The following is an 18,548-nucleotide window of genomic DNA, read 5'->3' as shown; positions in this document are numbered from 1 at the left end:
TCGATGGGTCAAATATATATCGAGATGTGATTTCATCAGCAATAAATTAGTTATATGCCACGTATATTCGATGATAAGATAACCGACTTGTTTTCAACGATAAACGGCTTAAAACCCAAATTAATCGATAAAAAACATCGATTTTTGTATTTAAACTTATATGTATACAGATAAAAAGATAAAACGCACATTTTATCCTTTAAAAACCCCTTGCAAATTGAACATTTCTTATTTAAATCTTGTTATTATTACATCAATTTCAATGTGTTTTTAAATGATAGCTATTATATTTGCCAAAAATTATATTAGCAATGACTGAATTACAACAAATCATAGAGAAAGCTTGGGATAATAGAGATCTTTTAAAAGAAGAAGCTACAACCACAGCTATAAGAAACGTAGTAGATTTATTAGATAAAGGAGAATTAAGAGTTGCAGAACCAATTGAAGGTGGCTGGCAAGTTAACGAATGGGTAAAAAAAGCGGTTGTTTTATATTTCCCTATTCAAAAAATGGAAACTTTAGAAGCTGGTATTTTTGAATACCATGATAAAATACCATTAAAGAAAAACTTTGCTGAACGTGGTATTAGAGTTGTGCCGAATGCTGTTGCAAGACATGGTGCTTATATTTCTGCTGGCACTATATTAATGCCTAGTTATGTAAATATTGGGGCTTATGTAGATGAAGGCACTATGGTTGATACATGGGCTACTGTTGGAAGTTGTGCCCAAATTGGTAAAAATGTTCATTTATCTGGTGGTGTTGGAATAGGTGGTGTTTTAGAACCTTTACAAGCTGCACCAGTTATTATTGAAGACAATGCTTTTATTGGTAGCCGTTGTATAGTAGTTGAAGGTGTTCGTGTTGAAACAGAAGCTGTATTAGGAGCTGGTGTTGTATTAACAATGAGTACTAAAATTATTGACGTTACTGGAGATAAACCCATAGAATATAAAGGTTTAGTGCCTGCACGTTCTGTAGTTATTCCTGGTAGCTACGCTAAAGAATTCCCTTCTGGAACCTATAATGTACCTTGCGCATTAATTATTGGACAACGTAAAGAAAGTACAAACAAGAAGACATCACTTAATGATGCTTTAAGAGAACATAGTGTAGCGGTTTAATTATTAAATTGCTATTTTGAGTCGTCCTGAAATTGGTTGACAGGTTTTAAATAAATTAAATTAAACCAGAGGATTAACTTCTCTGGTTTTTTTTGTTTAGAAAAAAAATCAATAAACTTAATACAGAGATAATTTAGACTATTGAAAAGCAATTATAAATGTACTTTTATTAAAACCGACTACCTGTGTAAGGTTTTTTTTAAATTTATTTGTAGGATTAATGGTTATTTCAAAAAAACACCTACATTTAACATATTATTAATCTTACACACTTGAATTATGAAAAAAACATTTTATTTAGTAGCTTTTTTAACATTATTAATACTTTCATGTACTAAAAACGAGATTACCCAATCTAAACCAACTACTTCAGCGTTCGATTATAACGAGCAAGATCCAACTCAAATAAATATTGAGACGGTAAATTATATATATCAAGGAAAAAGTTATAGTTTACAATTTGATGTATCAGATGAAGAAAATTTATTATTACTCACAGGTAAAGATGATGAATTTCTTTCTAGCGTGTACGAAAAAAATGAGCAACTTGTTACAGTATATGTAAATGATACAACATTTCATTTATTCGAAAACATGAAGAGTTATGAAAAGTCTTCATTATATGCTGAGAATGAATTGAAAGCAACTACTTTTAAAAGAAGTTTAAATTCAAAAAAGAAAGCAACATTAAACAAGTCTAGTATTTCAATTTCCGCAACACTACCAGATAAAGGAACTAACTTTAATCAAGAAGCATATTTGTATAGAAGAACTAATTTTAGATTTAATGATGGTGGTTACTATGTAACTGGAACTAATTTCACTCACGATCTTAACATCCCAGATTTTAGATATCTAAATAATACAAGTTCATCTTTTGGGTCAAATGGTAGTAGTATTTTCCCATTCAACTCATACAATACAGCAAATTTAAGTACAATTAACCATAATGACGCTATCAGTTCAATTTATGTAAATTTTATGGTCGTAACGATTTATGAACATCAAAATTATTTGGGGCAATCATTCGTTTATGATGGTCGTGGTCTACGCGAATTACATAAGGATTTAAAAAAGCTATATTATAGAGTAGGTTCTGGTCCATTTGCACGTTGGAAAAATTGGAATGACAAAATATCATCTGCCAAGTTTAAATTTTAAAATTGTATCTATTTATAAAAGTTCATACCTGATTAACAAATTTTATTCCTTTTTTAAAGCTAAAGAATGTTTTTATATTCTTTAGCTTTCCTTATTTTATATATAACGAATTCAGTCAATAACTTATGCAAACTGAACTATTAGGTTTCAACAAGTGTTTCATATCAAATAAAGAGTTCAACCATACTATTAATTAATATAAGAAAAAAACATATTTCAATTATAGGCTTTACACCTCGAATTTTATAAAATTTTTATCATTATATAAATTAACTTTAATCAATTAAAAAAAATTAAACACCCTTCAAAAATGTCCTTCACCAGATTTGTATATTTATTTAAGCATATATACCTTAAATAATTTTTTATCTTTATAAAAATTTTAAACTTTTTCAATCAAATTAAAAAAATGGTGAAACCAGTAGTAAATACGGAAGTAGATGCTGTAATAACATGGGTAGATGGCAATGATAAAAATTGGCAAGAAAAAATAAACACTTATTCTGAAACAAAAATTAACTTTTCTTCAGAAAAACACCTAAAACGGTATAATTCTATTGGGGAAATTGACATTGCAATTAAATCTATAATTGAATTCGCTCCATTTGTAAAAAACATTTTTTTAGTAACTGACAATCAAAGTCCAGACTCCTTTAACACCTTAAAAAAAAATGCTCTAAGTAAAAACATTAATCTAGAGCTAATTGACCACAAGGTTATTTTTAAAGGGTATGAAGAATATTTACCTTGCTTTAATTCGTGCTCTATTGGCTCAATGCTATTTAAAATACCAAATTTATCTGAACATTTTATTATTTTTAATGATGATACTTTTTTAATGAGAGAGACATCAGTTAGCGACTTCTTTATAAACGAGCAACCAATAATTAGAGGTCAATGGCAAGAATTCAATGAAAACAGAAAACTGAGAAAGGCTTATCATAAAATTTTAAGCCTATTAGGTAAAACTGAAAAAAAAGGAAAAACTAGTTTTAAAAAATTTCAGCAAAATAGTGCCAAATTAGCTAAAACTGATAAATACATAAGACGTTTTCATACACCAGTATGTCTAAGAAAATCAACTTTACAAAACTTTTTTGAAAACAATGACATTCTAAAAAACAACATCAAACATAGGTTTAGAAATGCGAATCAATTTATTGTATCATCATTATCTGAGCATTTAGAAATTAAGAAAAACACATTCCATTATAGGAATAATTCGCAGTTAACCTATTTTAGGTCTTATAAAAAATTATGGTTAACTAGAGTTAAACTAAATAGATTTGAAAAAAATAAAAGTAAACTTTTTATAACCTTTCAGAGTTTAGATATGGCAGATGAGAACACGCTACAATATATCTTAAATTGGATAAAAAAACAGATGGATTAAAAAACAGAATTAACTAATTTTTTTGAACAATACCAAAATCTGTCCATACGAGTTTATCCTTTTTTGTTTTAGCCCGAATAGCTAGGTTATTTTTTAAAGACTCTTTTGTTTTATAACCTCGTTCATGGTCAAGATGTAAACACAACGCTCTATGCCTAATCTGTTTACCTTTAATTCCATAATTCTCAAGCCTTTCACCTAATTCTCTATCTGGACCTCCATATCGCATTCTTTCATCATATCCATTAATTGCAATAAGATCCTCCTTCCAAGCACTAGAGTTACAATTATTAAAAGATGCGTTTGATGGCGTTATAAAATCTAAAATTTTAGATTTTAACTCTCCACTTGCTAATTTTCGTTTTTGAGAGCTCCCTAAATGCCCTTTGCTTTGTAACCAATTTACATCAAAACATTTACCAGAAATTATATTATCTTGAGATATAAGTAAACTTAAATTCATATCTAATTTACAATATCCACCAGACAAGAATTTACCTTTTTCGGCGTATCGTGCATGGCGTTCAAGAAAATCAGACTTTGGAATGCAATCGCCATCTGTAAAAACAACATATTCATTATTTGCTTTTACTATAGCTTTATTTAATATGGTTTGTCTTCTATAACCTTCATCTAAATGCCATAAATGCGTTATAGAAACTGGATATTCTTCTTTAAACCTGTCAATAAGATTTTTAGTTGCTTCAGTTGAACCATCATCAGCAATTATAACTTCAAAATTCTTGTAAGTTTGGCAACTATAACCATATAAGACTTTCTCTAGCCAATCTGGCTTGTTATAGGTAGCAACTATTAATGTAATACTAGGATTTGCCATACTTAAAAATAAAGTTCTTTGCGAAAATAATTATTTTTATCTTACTAGAAGAGTCATTTAAATTTTAAACTATTAAATTTGATTCGCTAAAACGCAATCTAAAAACTCATCAAATTCATTCTTATCAGTTTTAATTAAAATCGTTTAAAACTTAATTTTTCTTATCTAGATAAATTATGGTTATTATAATTTGAATACGCCCAATAAAATATCAGCATTACTAATAACTTATAATGAAGTTAATCATATAGATCAAGTAATTGATAATATTGGTTTTGCCGATGAAATAATTGTTATTGATGCTTATAGTAATGATGGCACATTTGAAAAATTAAGCACAATAAAAAACGTTAAAACGATACAACGAAAGTTTAAGAATTTTTCCGACCAAAGAAATTTCGCAATAGCGCAAGCAAAACACAAATGGCTATTATTTATCGATGCCGATGAGCGTATTACACCTAAATTAAAAACTGAAATTTTTAAAGTAATAAATACTCCAAACAACCATGTTGGTTTTATGTTTAAGCGTTTATATTTTTTTAAGAAAAAACGCATTCGTTTTAGTGGCTTTCAAACTGACACAACTTATAGGTTATTTAAAAAAGGCAAAGTAAAATATATAGAAGATAAAATAGTGCATGAAATGCCTAAAATTGAAGGTAAAAGTATGGTACTTAAAAATTTTATGCTTCACTATTGTTTTGATAGTGCTTCACATTATAAATCTAAAATGGAGCATTATGCAAGTCTTAAAGCTCTAGAATTATTTAAAAAAGGAAAAAAACCAAATGCATTCCATTTTTACATTAGGCCATTCTATAAGTTCATTACAAATTATATTTTTAGACTTGGTGTTTTAGATGGCAAAGAAGGATTTATAATTTGTTATTTGAGCGCTTATGGTGTTAGCTATAGATATAAAAAACTTAAGGAGTTAAGAGTGAAAAATTAAAATTTCAACTTCTTTTTCAATTCTTTTTTTCTTGTAAATTTTGCTCTAAATTCTTGTGTTTCTTGCCACATCAAATTAAAAACTTTTGTATAATCTTCACCAGTGCATTTTGCATATTCATCACTCATAACCTCAACCATAGATTTATGTTTGCTTAATCTTGCAAAATTCTTAATTCGAGTCTCGAAATCTAAAGTTCCAAAAATCATTCGGTTTAAGTCTACCAAATAAAATTTATACGTATTGTCGTCTTGTTTTTTTATCAATGTATTTCCTGGAGAATGATCTAAGAACTGAATGCCTTTTTCATGCAAATCGAAAGTAAACCTTGTAAAAGCTCTCAGAATATTATCATAATCAGGATAATTAAAATCATGAACTAGCTCTCTATAAGTTAAGTCAGCGTCTAACTGCTCGCTAACATAAAAGCTTTTCTTAAAAAACAGTATTGTTTTATACTCAAAATATGCTATCGGATTTGGCGTACCTACCTTTAAACTAATTAGTTTATTTGCATACTCAAAAGAACGTTGTGCTTTACTTTTTCTAAAAAAATTATAAGCAATTTGATTAATAAGGTTAGGTACTTTAAACCCTTTAATATTTAAATTATGGTCGTTTACTTTTATTATTTTAATGACATTTCGCTCACCTTCACCTCCACTTAAACTATCAAAACCATGTATTAATTTAGTTAATTTTTCTTGAAAACTTTTGTCTAAATTCTGATTAAATACTTTTACTTCTTTCATTTTAATAAAATAAACGGATGTAATATTACTACAATTTTCTATTGTAAATTTACAACCATGCAAATATAAGGTTCAAAACATGAATGAGGAAATAAACAGAGCATTACAAACACTAAAAGCTGGAGGTCTTATACTTTATCCTACTGATACAAATTGGTCCGTTGGATGTGACGCATCTAACCCAGAAGCTATCGATAAAATTTATGCATTAAAGCAAAGTAAATATTATAATGATATTGTTTGTTTAATATCAGATGATAGAATGCTGAAAAAATATATTAAACAAATACCAAGTGCAGCCATAAATATTATTGAAATAGCAGACAATCCAACCACCATAATTTATGATGATGCGCAAAACCTAGCCAAAAATATAATTAGGAAAGATGGTTGTATCGCCATAAGAATTCCTGATGATGATTTTTGCTATTGGCTAACAAGAAAATTAAATGGCGCTATTGTTTCAATACCTGCAACTGTAAGCAAAGCACCAACACCAAAATCATTCAAAGAAATTGCACCAGAGGTTTTAAAAGGTGTGGACTATGTTGTAAATTTGCACCACGAAAAAATCTTTTCAAAACCATCGTCAATTATTAAGTTAAGTAATAATGGAATTGTTAAGATTATACGAGAGTAAAACCTCAAAAATCAGCAATGAATTACAAAGAAGCTTTAAATAATCCTATTTTTAAAATCATATCAAAATCGGCGAAAGAACTACAATTAGATGCTTTTGTTATTGGTGGTTTTGTGCGCGATTTTATTTTAAAACGTGGCGATGCTAAAGACATTGATGTTGTTGCTATTGGAGATGGAATAAAACTAGCAAAACAGGTTGCCAAAAACCTGCCTAACAAACCAAAAGTTCAAGTTTTTAAAACTTATGGTACTGCCATGTTAAGATTTGAAGATATTGAAATTGAATTTGTTGGAGCTAGAAAAGAATCTTATACTGAAAATAGCAGAAATCCATCTGTTGAAAACGGAAGCTTAGAAGACGATCAAAACCGAAGAGATTTTACAATTAATGCATTAGCCTTAAATTTAAGTGAAGATAGTTTTGGCAATTTATTAGATCCTTTTAATGGCATTAAAGATTTAGAAAACAAAATCATTATTACGCCGTTAAACCCAGATATTACGTATAGTGACGATCCACTTAGAATGCTTCGTGCTATTCGGTTTGCAACACAACTAGATTTTACTATAGAAGCCAAATCCCTTGATGCTATTTCAAAAAATAGTGATAGAATAAAAATTATTACTAACGAGCGTATTGTAACCGAGATTAATAAAATTCTTGAAAGTAAAAAACCATCAAAAGGTTTTTTATTATTAGAAAAAACTGGATTATTACAGTATATATTACCCGAGTTAACAGCATTAAAAGGTATTGATGAAGTTGAAGGGCAACGCCATAAAGATAATTTTTATCACACACTTGAAGTTGTAGATAACATATCTATAAACACAAACGACCTTTGGTTACGTTGGGCTGCATTGTTGCATGATATAGGCAAAGCACCAACTAAAAAATTTAGCAAAAAAGTAGGTTGGACATTTCATGGGCATGAGTTTGAAGGCTCTAAAATGGTTTATCATTTATTTAAAAGGCTAAAACTGCCATTGAATGATAAGATGAAATTCGTTTAGAAAATGGTGTTTATGAGCTCAAGACCCATTGTTTTAGCTGATGATATGGCTACGGATTCTGCAGTACGTCGTTTAGTTTTTGATGCTGGAGATTATGTTGAAGATTTAATGACGCTTTGTGAAGCAGATATAACGACCAAGAACCCTAAAAAATTTAATAAATACCATAACAATTTTAAAATAGTTCGCGAAAAAATTATTGAAGTTGAAGCCCGCGATCATGTTAGAAATTTTCAGCCTCCTATTTCTGGTGAAGAAATAATGAAGGCATTCAATTTAAAACCATCACGAGAAATTGGTTTAATAAAGGAATCTATTAAAGAAGCCATTCTTGAAGGCGATATCCCAAATGAATATGATGCTGCCTATCAATTAATGTTAGAAAGAGGAAAAGCTTTAGGATTAAAACCTAAATCATGATTAAAGTAATTAGAACAAATTCAGAAAATAAAGATTTTGTTTTTTTAGTAAAATCTTTAAATGACTATTTAAAAATTATTGATGGTGAAGAGCATGAATTTTATAATCAATACAATAATATTGATGTTTTAAAGCATGTTGCGGTCGCATATAAAAATGAAACACCTATTGGATGCGGAGCTTTTAAAGCTATAGATGATTATTCAGTTGAAGTTAAACGGATGTTTACAAAACCAAATTTACGAGGTCAAGGTGTTGCCTCTAAAATTTTAACTGAGCTTGAAAATTGGTCAAAAGAATTAGCATTTAAAACTTGTGTTTTAGAAACAGGAAAACGGCAAAAAGAGGCTGTTTCGTTTTACAAAAAAATGAATTATAAAATAACTCCAAATTACGGACAATACAAAAACATAGCTAATAGCGTGTGTTTTAAAAAAGAACTTATCTAATATGAAAAAGGATAATAAAAAAGTAATTTATTGGCTTCTTACTGGTTGCGTTTTAATTTTTATAATGGTGGTAGTTGGAGGTATTACAAGACTAACTGACTCTGGGCTATCTATGTCGAACTACAGATTAATCACAGGAACCATTCCTCCTATTGGTGATCAAGAATGGCAAGAAGCTTTTGAGTTTTATAAACAACATCCAGAATACCAACAATATCATAGTCATTTTTCACTTGAAGATTTTAAAAACATTTATTTTTGGGAATGGTTGCATCGTGTTATTGGGCGCTCGATAGGTTTAGTTTTTATAATTCCATTTATCTACTTTTTAATTAGAAAACAACTTACTAAAAGCTCTATCAAAAAATGTCTTGTGCTACTAGGTTTAGGTGCTTTTCAAGGTTTTTTAGGTTGGTATATGGTAAAAAGCGGATTAGTTGATATGCCAGATGTAAGCCATTACAGACTTGCAGCTCATTTAACGACTGCATTTATTACTTTTTCTGCAACGCTTTGGGTGGCTTTAGATATGTTGTATCCTAATCGTAAGCCTGCAAATAAATCTATTCGAAATCTTATTATTGTAAGTTTCATTATTTTAATTATTCAAATTATTTACGGTGCTTTTATAGCAGGATTAAAAGCTGGTTTAGTTCATAACCATTGGCCGCTTATGAATGATGGAAAGTTTATCCATCATACGGTTTATGTGTTAGAACCGTTTTATAAAAACTTGATAGAAAACCCTAGCGGCATACAATTTGTTCATCGTATTTTAGCCTTTTTAGTTGTGTTTTCTGTGTTTTTAATTTGGAAAAAAACAAAACACTTAAGCCTCGATACAAACCAGAAACAAGGTGTTAATTGGTTAATAATATTGGTTTTTGTTCAGTTTGTTTTAGGTGTTTTTACTCTTATATTACAAGTACCTCTTTGGTTAGGTGTAGCACATCAAATAGGCGCATTTTTTCTTTTAAGTGCCATGACATTTACACTTCATAGATTTTCTAAATAACTTAAAAAAAAAGCTACCTTTGTAGCATAATTTGCAATACATGATTTACAGGTTTAGAGTTATTTTAGATAACGACACAGATGAAGATATTTTTCGCGATTTAGAAATTCGTGAAACAGATACGCTTGAAGATTTACACAATATAGTAACACAGTCTTTTGGCTTTGATGGTTCTGAAATGGCTTCATTTTACATAAGTAACGATGTTTGGGAACAAGGCGAAGAGATATCCTTATTTGATTTAAGCGATGATGGCTCCGCACGTTTAATGAACGAAACATCATTAGATAGTGTGGTACATGAAGCCCAAACAAAACTTATTTATGTTTACGACTTTATGAGTATGTGGACATTTTATGTTGAACTCGCTGAAATTGTTGATGAAACCGAAGGTCATGATTACCCAAACTTAATGTTTGTGCAAGGTCAAGTACCCGATACTGCTCCGGAAAAAGTATTTCAAGCAGATGAAGACGACGACTACAACGAATTTGATGACGGTATTGATGTAGATGATTATGAAGATTTAGACTTCAACGAAAACTGGAATTAATAACGCTTTAAATTCTCTAAATTTACATTTTCATAATTACGTTTTATGAACTCTAATGAGTATTTCAGAATCTCACCCATATTCTTACTCTTTTTAAAATTAACATCGTGAGTATAATCAAAAATGGTCATTTTTAATAGATCTACATATTCTTTGGTTGATATAACATCAGATTCAATACAACTTAATAACCTTCCTAATCTAATATGAGAACTCTTAAGTCGTTTCACCATAATAGAACGCTCTTCAGTTTTATATTGATCTATAGACATTTTTTGAATACTATTAGCAACTAGCTGAACCATTTCATAATTCTCCTTAAAAAATTGAGGTCTGTAAATATTAAACTTACCTTCATAGGATTGCTGATCGAAATCTATAGCACGTATTCTGTAAACCACCTTATCAAAATCATGAGTTGGTACAATAACATAGTTATAAGACCTCATATCGCCTAACATACGTATCATACAACGTTCATTAAACTTTATAAACTCTTTAGCTATTTGGGATTTTTCAGATTTACTACAGGTTGGCAACATATTTTTAATAAACTCATCGCCCGGAATACCAGCAATATGCTCTTCAATTAATGTGTTTTCGTAAACTAAAAAATTTAAATTATAAGGCGATAACATATGTTCTAATTCTAAACCATAAACACGCGAAGCATCGGCAGTTTTAACATAGAAATATGTGGAATTATCATTTAAAATATTCCTTATTTTAATTCTAAAAGGCCTTGAATTTCCAAAGGTGCAAAAGTCAATAGCATCAATACTTAAAAGAGGAATTATATTTTCATTACCATCAGAATGAAAAATAGTATATACCTTTTTTAAGGCAGATTCTATCTCTTCTCTTTCAAATTCGTTATAGTAAACCCGAATCCATAATGTATCGTTATCATCTTTATCGTAAACAATAATAGAGCCTTGAAAACGCAATAAATCATCATAAAAAATAGGGATTTTAACATTTCTGTTATAATCAGAGAGATAACCACTTAACTGAGGTGTAATAGGAAACGAAGGTTTCTTTTTAGATATTTTTAAATCTTGCATAAAATTTTAACTTATTCAAATTTAACGTTTTTATCGATATGCTTGTAACAAAAATTAAAGACATTCGTCTTACTTAAATAACTAACCATTGTTAACTTTTACTGTTGGCATAAAACACTTTAGAGTTTGGAATCTATACTTACAATAAACAACCTTACTAAAAAATTCGGGTATTTAACTGCTGTAAAAGATCTATCGTTCACCATAAACAAAGGTAACGTCTATGGCATCTTGGGACCTAATGGAAGCGGTAAATCAACAACTTTAGGCATTGTACTAAATGTAGTAAATAAAACTGAAGGGAATTTTCATTGGTTTGATGGTAACACCTCAACACACGATGCCTTAAAAAAAGTAGGCGCTATAATCGAGCGCCCTAATTTTTACCCGTACATGACGGCCACTCAAAACTTAAAACTAGTTTGTAAAATTAAAGGTGTAGCACATAGTAAAATAGACGAAAAACTAGAATTAGTTGGCCTTTTAGATAGAAAAGATAGTAAGTTTAAAACCTATTCTTTGGGTATGAAACAGCGTTTGGCTATTGCATCTGCCCTATTAAACGACCCCGAAATTTTAATTCTTGATGAGCCAACAAATGGTTTAGACCCTCAAGGTATTCACCAAATTAGAGAAATTATAAAGCAAATAGCAGATAAAGGAACCACCATTTTATTGGCATCGCATTTATTAGATGAAGTTGAAAAGGTTTGCTCTCATGTAGTTGTACTTCGTAAAGGAGTAAAATTATATTCTGGACGCGTAGATGAAATGATTTCCAGCCATGGATTTTTTGAGCTTAAATCTAATAAAGAAGACGAGTTGGTTAAATTATTAGAAAATCATAAATCTTTTGGAAAAGTTAAAGTTAAAGACCATCTGGTTACGGCCTTTTTAAATGAACCTATGAAATCTGAAGATTTTAACACTTACCTTTTTAAACAAGGCGTAATATTAACGCACTTAGTACAGCGTAAAGAAAGTCTAGAAGAGCAATTTTTACAATTAACAGACAACAACCAAAACTAACCAGAATGTTACGACTTTTAAATTTAGAATTACAAAAACTATTACTTAACAGAACTAGTAAAATACTCATATTTGTATCTTTTATTTTGCCATTCTTTGTTATTTTACTTTCATCATTAAAAATTAATGTATTTGGTTTCTTTACGTTAGAACTAGGAGAATTAGGTATTTTTAATTTCCCTATTATTTGGCACTTAACAACCTTTTTTGCGTCGCAATTCAAATTCTTTTTTGCTATTGTTGTGGTTAGTATGATTGGCAATGAGTACAGTAACAAAACAATAAAACAAAACCTTATTGATGGGTTAAGCAAAAAGGAATTTATACTTTCTAAATTTTATACCATTATTTTTTTCTCACTAGTTTCTACTATACTTATTGCTTTAATTTCATTCTGTATTGGTTTATACTATTCAAGTTATACTGAAGCTTCAATAATATTTAGAGAAGTTGAATTTTTGTTTGCCTACTTTTTAAAATTAATTGGCTTTTTTAGCCTATGTCTCTTTCTTGGTATGTTAGTAAAACGATCGGCATTTGCTTTAGCATTCTTATTTATTTTATTCATATTAGAATGGATATTCTTTGGTTTAATTGCATGGCAATCTGATGGAGCCTTAGCCGAAAAAATTCAAAATTTCTTTCCATTAAAATCTATGTATAAATTAATAGACCAACCTTTTCAAAGAATAGCCATGACAAAATTCCCCAACAAAGGTGAGCTAGCCTATGACTATGCTGTACATTGGTATGAATTTGCTATCGTAATTGCTTGGACAGCGCTATTCATCTTTTTATCGTATAGATTATTAAAAAAGAGAGATTTGTGATATCTTTGGTAGCTTATTGCTACTGAAAAATGAAAAAGTCTGTATTATTCGTAATTTTTTGTCTCGTTGGACTAAACATTTACTCTCAAAACGAAGCTTCTACTTGGTATTTTGGATACAATAGTGGTGTGAAATTTGATTTAGGAAATAATACTGTTTCCTCGCTTAGTGATGGCCAAATAAATACTTTTGAAGGGTGTACATCAATTTCTGATGATAATGGAGATTTATTATTCTATACCGATGGCATAACCGTTTGGAATAAAAATCATGATATTATGAGTAATGGCGCTAACTTATTTGGTGATCCATCTAGCACACAATCTGCCATTATAGTTCCTAAACCAAAAGATGAAAACACCTATTATGTTTTTACTGTAGATAACCATAGCAATAGAGAATCACATTTAGGTTTAAACTATTCTGAGATAGACATTACTCTTGATGGTGGATTAGGCGCTGTAACTTCAAAAAACATAAATTTATTACAAGATTGCACAGAAAAAATCACAGCTGTTCTTAAAGATTGTGTTTCAGAATCTATATGGGTTTTAACATTTGCTTCTGCAAATGGGCTTACTGATAATTACGATTCGTTTCATGCTTTTGAAGTAAGCGACCTTGGCGTTAATACTGCGCCCGTTACAACAACATTTTCAATTAGCGTTAGTGATGTAAGAGGCTACTTAAAACTTTCTCCAGATGGCACAAAAATGGCGTGTGCTAATACATCTGATGGCTTATACATTTATGATTTTGACGTAGCTACAGGCATCGTTAGTAACCAACAATCAATAACTATAAGTGGTACTGCTAATGTACCATATGGTTTAGAATTTTCTCCAAACAGCAATCTGCTTTATGTACATGCATCTAATGATTTTTTTGATTTTGGAAACTCAGCTAACAATGAAATACTTTCAAACCACAACTCACAGTTAATACAATACAACTTATCAGATGTAGATTTTATTTCCTCTGCTTTTATAGTTGATAATAGACAATTATACAGAGGTGGCTTACAACTTGGTCCTAATGGTAAAATTTATAGAGCCTTAAGCGCAACTTATACACAAGGCATACCTTTTCTTGGTGCCATTGAAAATCCTAATGTAATTGGCGCAGGCTGTAATTACAATCATAACGCAGTAAGCTTATCCCCATTTAGTTCTTCACAAGGTTTACCTCCTTTTATAGCTTCATTTTTTAATACAGAAATAGACATTATTAAAAATGGCGAGAGTTCTATAAATTTAGAGATTTGTGATGGCAGCTCGTATACCTTAATAGCAGATGATCTGCCAGGTGCAACCTACAAATGGTCGTATAATGGTAACCCATTACCAGAACCAAGTTTTGTTTTAGAAATATTTAATGCTGGACATTACGAGCTAATTATCGAGCCAAATAATGGAGATTGCATATTAGAAGGTCAAGCTTTTGTTAATTTTACACCAAATCCAGAAGCTTATAATCACACGTTATTGCAGTGTGATGAAGATGATAGTGCCGATGGTATTACCTATTTTAATCTTAATGAAGCTAATGATGCTTTAACCGGCAGTATTCCTGATAGATCCACTAAGTTTTATTTAGATCCTGCTCGAGTATTTGAAGTTGATGGCAATATATTTATTAACACTACAAACCCGCAAACCATTTTTGTTGAAGTAATAAATGATAGTTCTGGATGTCATAGTTTTTCTGAATTAACTTTACAAGTTAGCGTTACAGATGTTAATAATGCTGAGTTAAGCCAATGTGATGATGATGGTTTTGAAGACGGCTTTCACGATTTTGATTTAAGTAATGCAGATGCTATAGTATTTGATGGTTTACCAACAGGGTTAAACATTTCATATTATGAAACATATATAGATGCGCTATTAGAAACAAATAGCTTAGCAACAGCATATACTAATACAACACCTTATACTCAAACCATTTTTGCTCGTGCAGAAAATGAAAACAGCTGTTATGGAATTAGTGAAGTACTACTTACTGTAAACAAATTACCAAATATTGAAACCGAAGGTTTTGAATATTATTGCTTAAATGAATTTCCAAATACAATTACTATAGATGCTGGTCTTATAAATGATTCACCAAGTAATTATAGCTATAGTTGGTCTAATGGAGACACCAAATATCAAACAGAAATAAATGAAGCAGGAACATATACCGTTACTGTAACGAATGTTTTTGGTTGCTCAAAAAATAGAACCATTACAATTGAACCATCTAATATTGCAACTTTTGAAACACCTGCCTTTGATGTTAATGATGTAACACAAAACAATACAATAACCGTTTTTGTTTCTGGTGAAGGTACTTATCAATATAGTTTAATTGATAGTAACGAAATTATTACGAGGCCCTTTCAAGACAGTAATTTATTTGAAAATATTTATCCAGGCATATACAATGTCGTAGTTAAAGATGTGAAGAACAATTGTGGCCCTGTAGACAAAAACGTATCAGTTATTGGATTTCCTAAATTTTTTACTCCCAATAACGATGGCGTAAATGATACTTGGCAAATTTTAGGAGTTTCCGAAATGTTTCAACCAGACTCAAAAATTCATATATATGATCGTTATGGTAAACTATTAAAACAATTATCACCTTTAGAATCTGGTTGGAATGGCACCCTAAACGGCAACATATTACCCGCTGATGACTACTGGTTTTCTGTAAAACTGCAAGATGGTAGAGTTTATAAAAATCATTTTACCCTTAAATACTAATATGTTGAGAACACTTATCAAGTTTATCCTAGTATTAACTGTCGTATTATTTTCAAGTCAAATTTACTGTCAGTCTCCTAATGACTGTGTAAATGCTGTAATTACTTGTGGAAATTCAGATATTAGTTTAGATGTAAATGGAGCAGGAATAAATGAATTTCCTCTCTCCTGCGGGAGCAATGAGAATAATAGTGTATGGCTTAGTGTTACAACAATTACTAATGGCACTTTAGGTTTCACGCTCACTCCAGAAAGCACTAGGATTACAGAAGATTATGATTTTTTCATATTTGGTCCAAATGTACCTTGTAATAACTTAGGTGCTACAATTAGATGTTCTACCACTTATCCTCCAAGTGCAAACCTAAGTTACAATACAACTGGCATGAGAGCCTCGGAAACCGATACAATGGAAGGTCCAGGAGATAGTGGCAATAGCTTTGTAAGATGGCTTGATGTTCTTGCTGGCGAAACTTATTTTATTGTTATAGACAGACCAGAAGGAGATAGTGCCTTTAATCTGCAATGGACTGGAACAGCTACATTTGAAGAACCACCTTCTGATGAGTCTAGTGTAACAGGAACAGCATTAAATTTTGAAAAATGCGATGATGACATTGCAACTTCTCCTGATGGTTTTACAGACTTTAACATAGCCGATAATACAGCTCCTATAACTGGTAGTCAAGTAGATGTAACTGTAACCTATCATGAAACTGCTAGTGATGCCAATATTGGCATAAACCCATTACCAAGTCCATATACAAACATAAGTAATCCGCAAACTATTTATGCTAGAATTACAAACGATAATACCGGCTGTTTTGAGTTAACCGATTTTCAATTAGATGTAAATTTAGGACCTGATTTCGCTGATCCAGAAGATTATACTTTATGTGATAATTTAGATGATGGTGATGATAAAAACGGACGGGTAATTTTCGATTTAACATCTAAAAACGACGAAATTTTAAATGGACAAGATCCTGCAGATTTTAACATTTCGTACTATACATCTTTTATTGATGCAGATAGTCGCCTTGGAGCAATTTCTAATTCATATTATAATGCAGATCCATTTACAGAACAGGTTTTTGTTAGAATTGAAGATGTTACAAATATTAATTGCAGAAGTATTACAACATTAAACCTAATTATTAATGAAGCTCCAGATAGTTTTGACTACACTTTAATACAATGTGATGAAGATGGACTAGCTGATGGATTAACACGTTTTAATATTAATGAAGCTAGTGAGCTAATTACCGGAGGAACTCCAGAAAGATCAATACGTTTTTACACAGATATGGCAAAAACTGATGAAATAACTGGAGATAGCTTTAATAACACTATAAACCAGCAAATTATATTTGCAGAAGTAACAAACACCGTAACAGGCTGCACAAGTATTGCAGAATTAACACTAGATGTTACAGTAACTGATGCCAATAATGCACATTTACCTCCACTCTGTGATGATGATGGTATTGAAGATGGTTTACATGAGTTTGATTTAACTGATGCTGATAGTATTATTTTAAACGGTCATCCAAGTGGTTTAACTATTGTGTATTATGCCAGTTTTAATGATTCTCTATTAGAACAAAACCCATTAAGTACAACATTTACAAATACTACACCCTATTCTCAAACCGTATATGCACGTGTTGAAAACGTTAATGATTGCTACGGTATTAGTCAAGTTTTTCTAAACGTATACCCGCTTCCGGACATAAAAACAGAAGATTTGGTGTATTACTGTTTAAATGATTTTCCGGACACCATATCCATTGACGCTGCTGTTTTAAATGGCGATCCAAATAATTACACATACGATTGGTCTAATGGAGATACAACTTACGAAACCCAAATAAATGCTCCTGGTGTTTATACGGTTACTGTAACAGATAATAACAATTGTTCGAAAATTAGAACTGTAACCGTAGAACCTTCAAATATTGCAAGTTTCAACACACCAGCTTTTGATATAACTGATGCTTCAGAAAATAATACCATAACAGTATTCGTTACAGGTGAAGGGGTTTACGAATATAGTCTTGTTGATGAAAATGATAATGTTATAAAACCATACCAAGACAGCAACCTATTTGAGAATGTGTTCCCAGGTATATATAATGTTCTAGTAAGAGACATAAAAAACGATTGTGGAGTTGTTAATGAAATAGCATCAGTAATTGGGTTTCCAAAGTTTTTCACACCTAATAACGATGGTGTTAATGATACTTGGCAAGTTTATGGCATTTCAGATATCATTCAAAGCAATACTAAAATCCAAATTTTTAATAGATATGGTAAATTAGTAAAAGAATTAGATCCAACAAGCCAAGGCTGGAATGGTTTATTAAATGGAAACACTCTGCCCAATGATGATTATTGGTTTTCAGTTAAATTAGAAGATGGAAGAATTTTTAAAAATCATTTTGCATTAGTTAACTAGCATAAAAGTGTTAAACATCGAATAAAATGCGTTTTATCCGATATTTTTTGCGTTTCATCCAAATAATATCTATTTTTCGCCCAAAATTAGCCCCACTAATT

The 18,548-nt window shown here is 30.5% G+C and carries 15 protein-coding genes and 1 pseudogene; 13 read left to right on the top strand and 3 right to left on the bottom strand.

Annotation, left to right across the window (positions count from 1 at the left end):
- Positions 1-311 precede the first annotated feature (311 nt).
- The 3 genes from SJY43_RS09225 (at position 312) to SJY43_RS09215 (ending at position 3,681) form a co-directional block, all read left to right on the top strand.
- Entirely contained in the window at positions 312-1,127 is an 816-nt protein-coding gene (locus tag SJY43_RS09225) for a 2,3,4,5-tetrahydropyridine-2,6-dicarboxylate N-succinyltransferase (RefSeq protein WP_396600455.1), read from the top strand.
- Positions 1,128-1,406: 279 nt separating this feature from the next.
- Entirely contained in the window at positions 1,407-2,288 is an 882-nt protein-coding gene (locus SJY43_RS09220) for a hypothetical protein (RefSeq protein ID WP_396600454.1), read from the top strand.
- A 409-nt stretch (positions 2,289-2,697) separates the two neighbouring features.
- The gene (locus tag SJY43_RS09215) at positions 2,698-3,681 is read left to right on the top strand and encodes a Stealth CR1 domain-containing protein (protein ID WP_396600453.1); all 984 of its coding nucleotides are present in this window, start codon (positions 2,698-2,700) and stop codon (positions 3,679-3,681) included.
- A gap of 13 nt (positions 3,682-3,694) precedes the next feature.
- On the opposite strand, the gene SJY43_RS09210 is transcribed toward SJY43_RS09215, so the two are convergent.
- Positions 3,695-4,519, bottom strand: a complete 825-nt coding sequence (locus SJY43_RS09210; protein WP_396600452.1) for a glycosyltransferase family 2 protein — start codon at positions 4,517-4,519, stop codon at positions 3,695-3,697.
- 190 nt (positions 4,520-4,709) lie between these two features.
- Between SJY43_RS09210 and SJY43_RS09205 the strand changes: the two genes are divergently transcribed.
- Positions 4,710-5,474, top strand: coding sequence for a glycosyltransferase family 2 protein (locus tag SJY43_RS09205; RefSeq protein WP_396600451.1), 765 nt, complete (start codon positions 4,710-4,712; stop codon positions 5,472-5,474).
- Here the strand turns inward: SJY43_RS09205 and SJY43_RS09200 are convergent.
- Positions 5,471-6,226 carry a lipopolysaccharide kinase InaA family protein gene (locus SJY43_RS09200; protein ID WP_396600450.1) on the bottom strand — a complete coding sequence of 252 codons (756 nt, stop codon included), beginning with the start codon at positions 6,224-6,226 and terminating at the stop codon, positions 5,471-5,473. The two genes, SJY43_RS09205 and SJY43_RS09200, sit on opposite strands and share 4 nt — an antisense overlap.
- 79 nt (positions 6,227-6,305) lie before the next feature.
- Here SJY43_RS09200 and SJY43_RS09195 point away from each other — a divergent pair, with 79 nt between their 5' ends.
- From SJY43_RS09195 to SJY43_RS09175, 5 genes and pseudogenes are all read left to right on the top strand, one after another.
- Positions 6,306-6,866, top strand: a complete 561-nt coding sequence (locus tag SJY43_RS09195; RefSeq protein WP_396600449.1) for an L-threonylcarbamoyladenylate synthase — start codon at positions 6,306-6,308, stop codon at positions 6,864-6,866.
- A gap of 17 nt (positions 6,867-6,883) precedes the next feature.
- A pseudogene (locus SJY43_RS09190) lies at positions 6,884-8,302 on the top strand (CCA tRNA nucleotidyltransferase).
- Positions 8,299-8,751 carry a GNAT family N-acetyltransferase gene (locus tag SJY43_RS09185; RefSeq protein ID WP_396600448.1) on the top strand — a complete coding sequence of 151 codons (453 nt, stop codon included), beginning with the start codon at positions 8,299-8,301 and terminating at the stop codon, positions 8,749-8,751. Before SJY43_RS09190 ends, SJY43_RS09185 begins: the two are co-directional and overlap by 4 nt.
- Before the next feature lies 1 nt (position 8,752).
- Positions 8,753-9,766: a COX15/CtaA family protein gene (locus SJY43_RS09180; protein ID WP_396600447.1), complete on the top strand. Its 1,014-nt coding sequence runs from the start codon at positions 8,753-8,755 to the stop codon at positions 9,764-9,766.
- A gap of 40 nt (positions 9,767-9,806) precedes the next feature.
- Complete coding sequence (locus tag SJY43_RS09175) at positions 9,807-10,319, top strand: IS1096 element passenger TnpR family protein (RefSeq protein WP_396600446.1); 513 nt, start codon at positions 9,807-9,809, stop codon at positions 10,317-10,319.
- On the opposite strand, the gene SJY43_RS09170 is transcribed toward SJY43_RS09175, so the two are convergent.
- The gene (locus tag SJY43_RS09170) at positions 10,316-11,383 is read right to left on the bottom strand and encodes a hypothetical protein (RefSeq protein WP_396600445.1); all 1,068 of its coding nucleotides are present in this window, start codon (positions 11,381-11,383) and stop codon (positions 10,316-10,318) included. The genes SJY43_RS09175 and SJY43_RS09170 overlap by 4 nt on opposite strands.
- Before the next feature lie 126 nt (positions 11,384-11,509).
- On the opposite strand from SJY43_RS09170, the gene SJY43_RS09165 reads away from it, so the two are divergent.
- Genes SJY43_RS09165 through SJY43_RS09150 form a run of 4 tightly spaced genes read left to right on the top strand, consistent with a single transcriptional unit; the run spans position 11,510 to position 18,447 of the window.
- The gene (locus tag SJY43_RS09165; protein ID WP_396600444.1) at positions 11,510-12,412 is read left to right on the top strand and encodes an ABC transporter ATP-binding protein; all 903 of its coding nucleotides are present in this window, start codon (positions 11,510-11,512) and stop codon (positions 12,410-12,412) included.
- Between the two features lie 5 nt (positions 12,413-12,417).
- On the top strand, positions 12,418-13,242 hold the full coding sequence (locus SJY43_RS09160; protein ID WP_396600443.1) for an ABC transporter permease: 825 nt from the start codon (positions 12,418-12,420) through the stop codon (positions 13,240-13,242).
- 29 nt (positions 13,243-13,271) lie between these two features.
- Complete coding sequence (locus tag SJY43_RS09155; protein WP_396600442.1) at positions 13,272-15,989, top strand: T9SS type B sorting domain-containing protein; 2,718 nt, start codon at positions 13,272-13,274, stop codon at positions 15,987-15,989.
- Entirely contained in the window at positions 15,949-18,447 is a 2,499-nt protein-coding gene (locus SJY43_RS09150; protein ID WP_396600441.1) for a T9SS type B sorting domain-containing protein, read from the top strand. Before SJY43_RS09155 ends, SJY43_RS09150 begins: the two co-directional genes overlap by 41 nt.
- Positions 18,448-18,548: the final 101 nt, after the last annotated feature.

It is taken from the genome of Algibacter sp. R77976, from assembly GCF_044594645.1.
Taxonomy (GTDB): domain Bacteria; phylum Bacteroidota; class Bacteroidia; order Flavobacteriales; family Flavobacteriaceae; genus Algibacter_B.
Note: the sequence above shows the minus strand (reverse complement) of the source record. Positions and strands in the feature narration are given on the sequence as shown.

What these genes read in the sequence shown, in the direction of transcription:
- SJY43_RS09225 (WP_396600455.1), top strand. Translation starts at nt 312, where the DNA reads ATGACTGAATTACAACAAATCATAGAGAAAGCTTGGGATAATAGAGAT.
- SJY43_RS09220 (WP_396600454.1), top strand. Translation starts at nt 1,407, where the DNA reads ATGAAAAAAACATTTTATTTAGTAGCTTTTTTAACATTATTAATACTT.
- SJY43_RS09215 (WP_396600453.1), top strand. Translation starts at nt 2,698, where the DNA reads ATGGTGAAACCAGTAGTAAATACGGAAGTAGATGCTGTAATAACATGG.
- SJY43_RS09210 (WP_396600452.1), bottom strand. Translation starts at nt 4,519, where the DNA reads ATGGCAAATCCTAGTATTACATTAATAGTTGCTACCTATAACAAGCCA.
- SJY43_RS09200 (WP_396600450.1), bottom strand. Translation starts at nt 6,226, where the DNA reads ATGAAAGAAGTAAAAGTATTTAATCAGAATTTAGACAAAAGTTTTCAA.
- SJY43_RS09195 (WP_396600449.1), top strand. Translation starts at nt 6,306, where the DNA reads ATGAATGAGGAAATAAACAGAGCATTACAAACACTAAAAGCTGGAGGT.
- SJY43_RS09185 (WP_396600448.1), top strand. Translation starts at nt 8,299, where the DNA reads ATGATTAAAGTAATTAGAACAAATTCAGAAAATAAAGATTTTGTTTTT.
- SJY43_RS09180 (WP_396600447.1), top strand. Translation starts at nt 8,753, where the DNA reads ATGAAAAAGGATAATAAAAAAGTAATTTATTGGCTTCTTACTGGTTGC.
- SJY43_RS09175 (WP_396600446.1), top strand. Translation starts at nt 9,807, where the DNA reads ATGATTTACAGGTTTAGAGTTATTTTAGATAACGACACAGATGAAGAT.
- SJY43_RS09170 (WP_396600445.1), bottom strand. Translation starts at nt 11,383, where the DNA reads ATGCAAGATTTAAAAATATCTAAAAAGAAACCTTCGTTTCCTATTACA.
- SJY43_RS09160 (WP_396600443.1), top strand. Translation starts at nt 12,418, where the DNA reads ATGTTACGACTTTTAAATTTAGAATTACAAAAACTATTACTTAACAGA.
- SJY43_RS09155 (WP_396600442.1), top strand. Translation starts at nt 13,272, where the DNA reads ATGAAAAAGTCTGTATTATTCGTAATTTTTTGTCTCGTTGGACTAAAC.
- SJY43_RS09150 (WP_396600441.1), top strand. Translation starts at nt 15,949, where the DNA reads ATGGTAGAGTTTATAAAAATCATTTTACCCTTAAATACTAATATGTTG.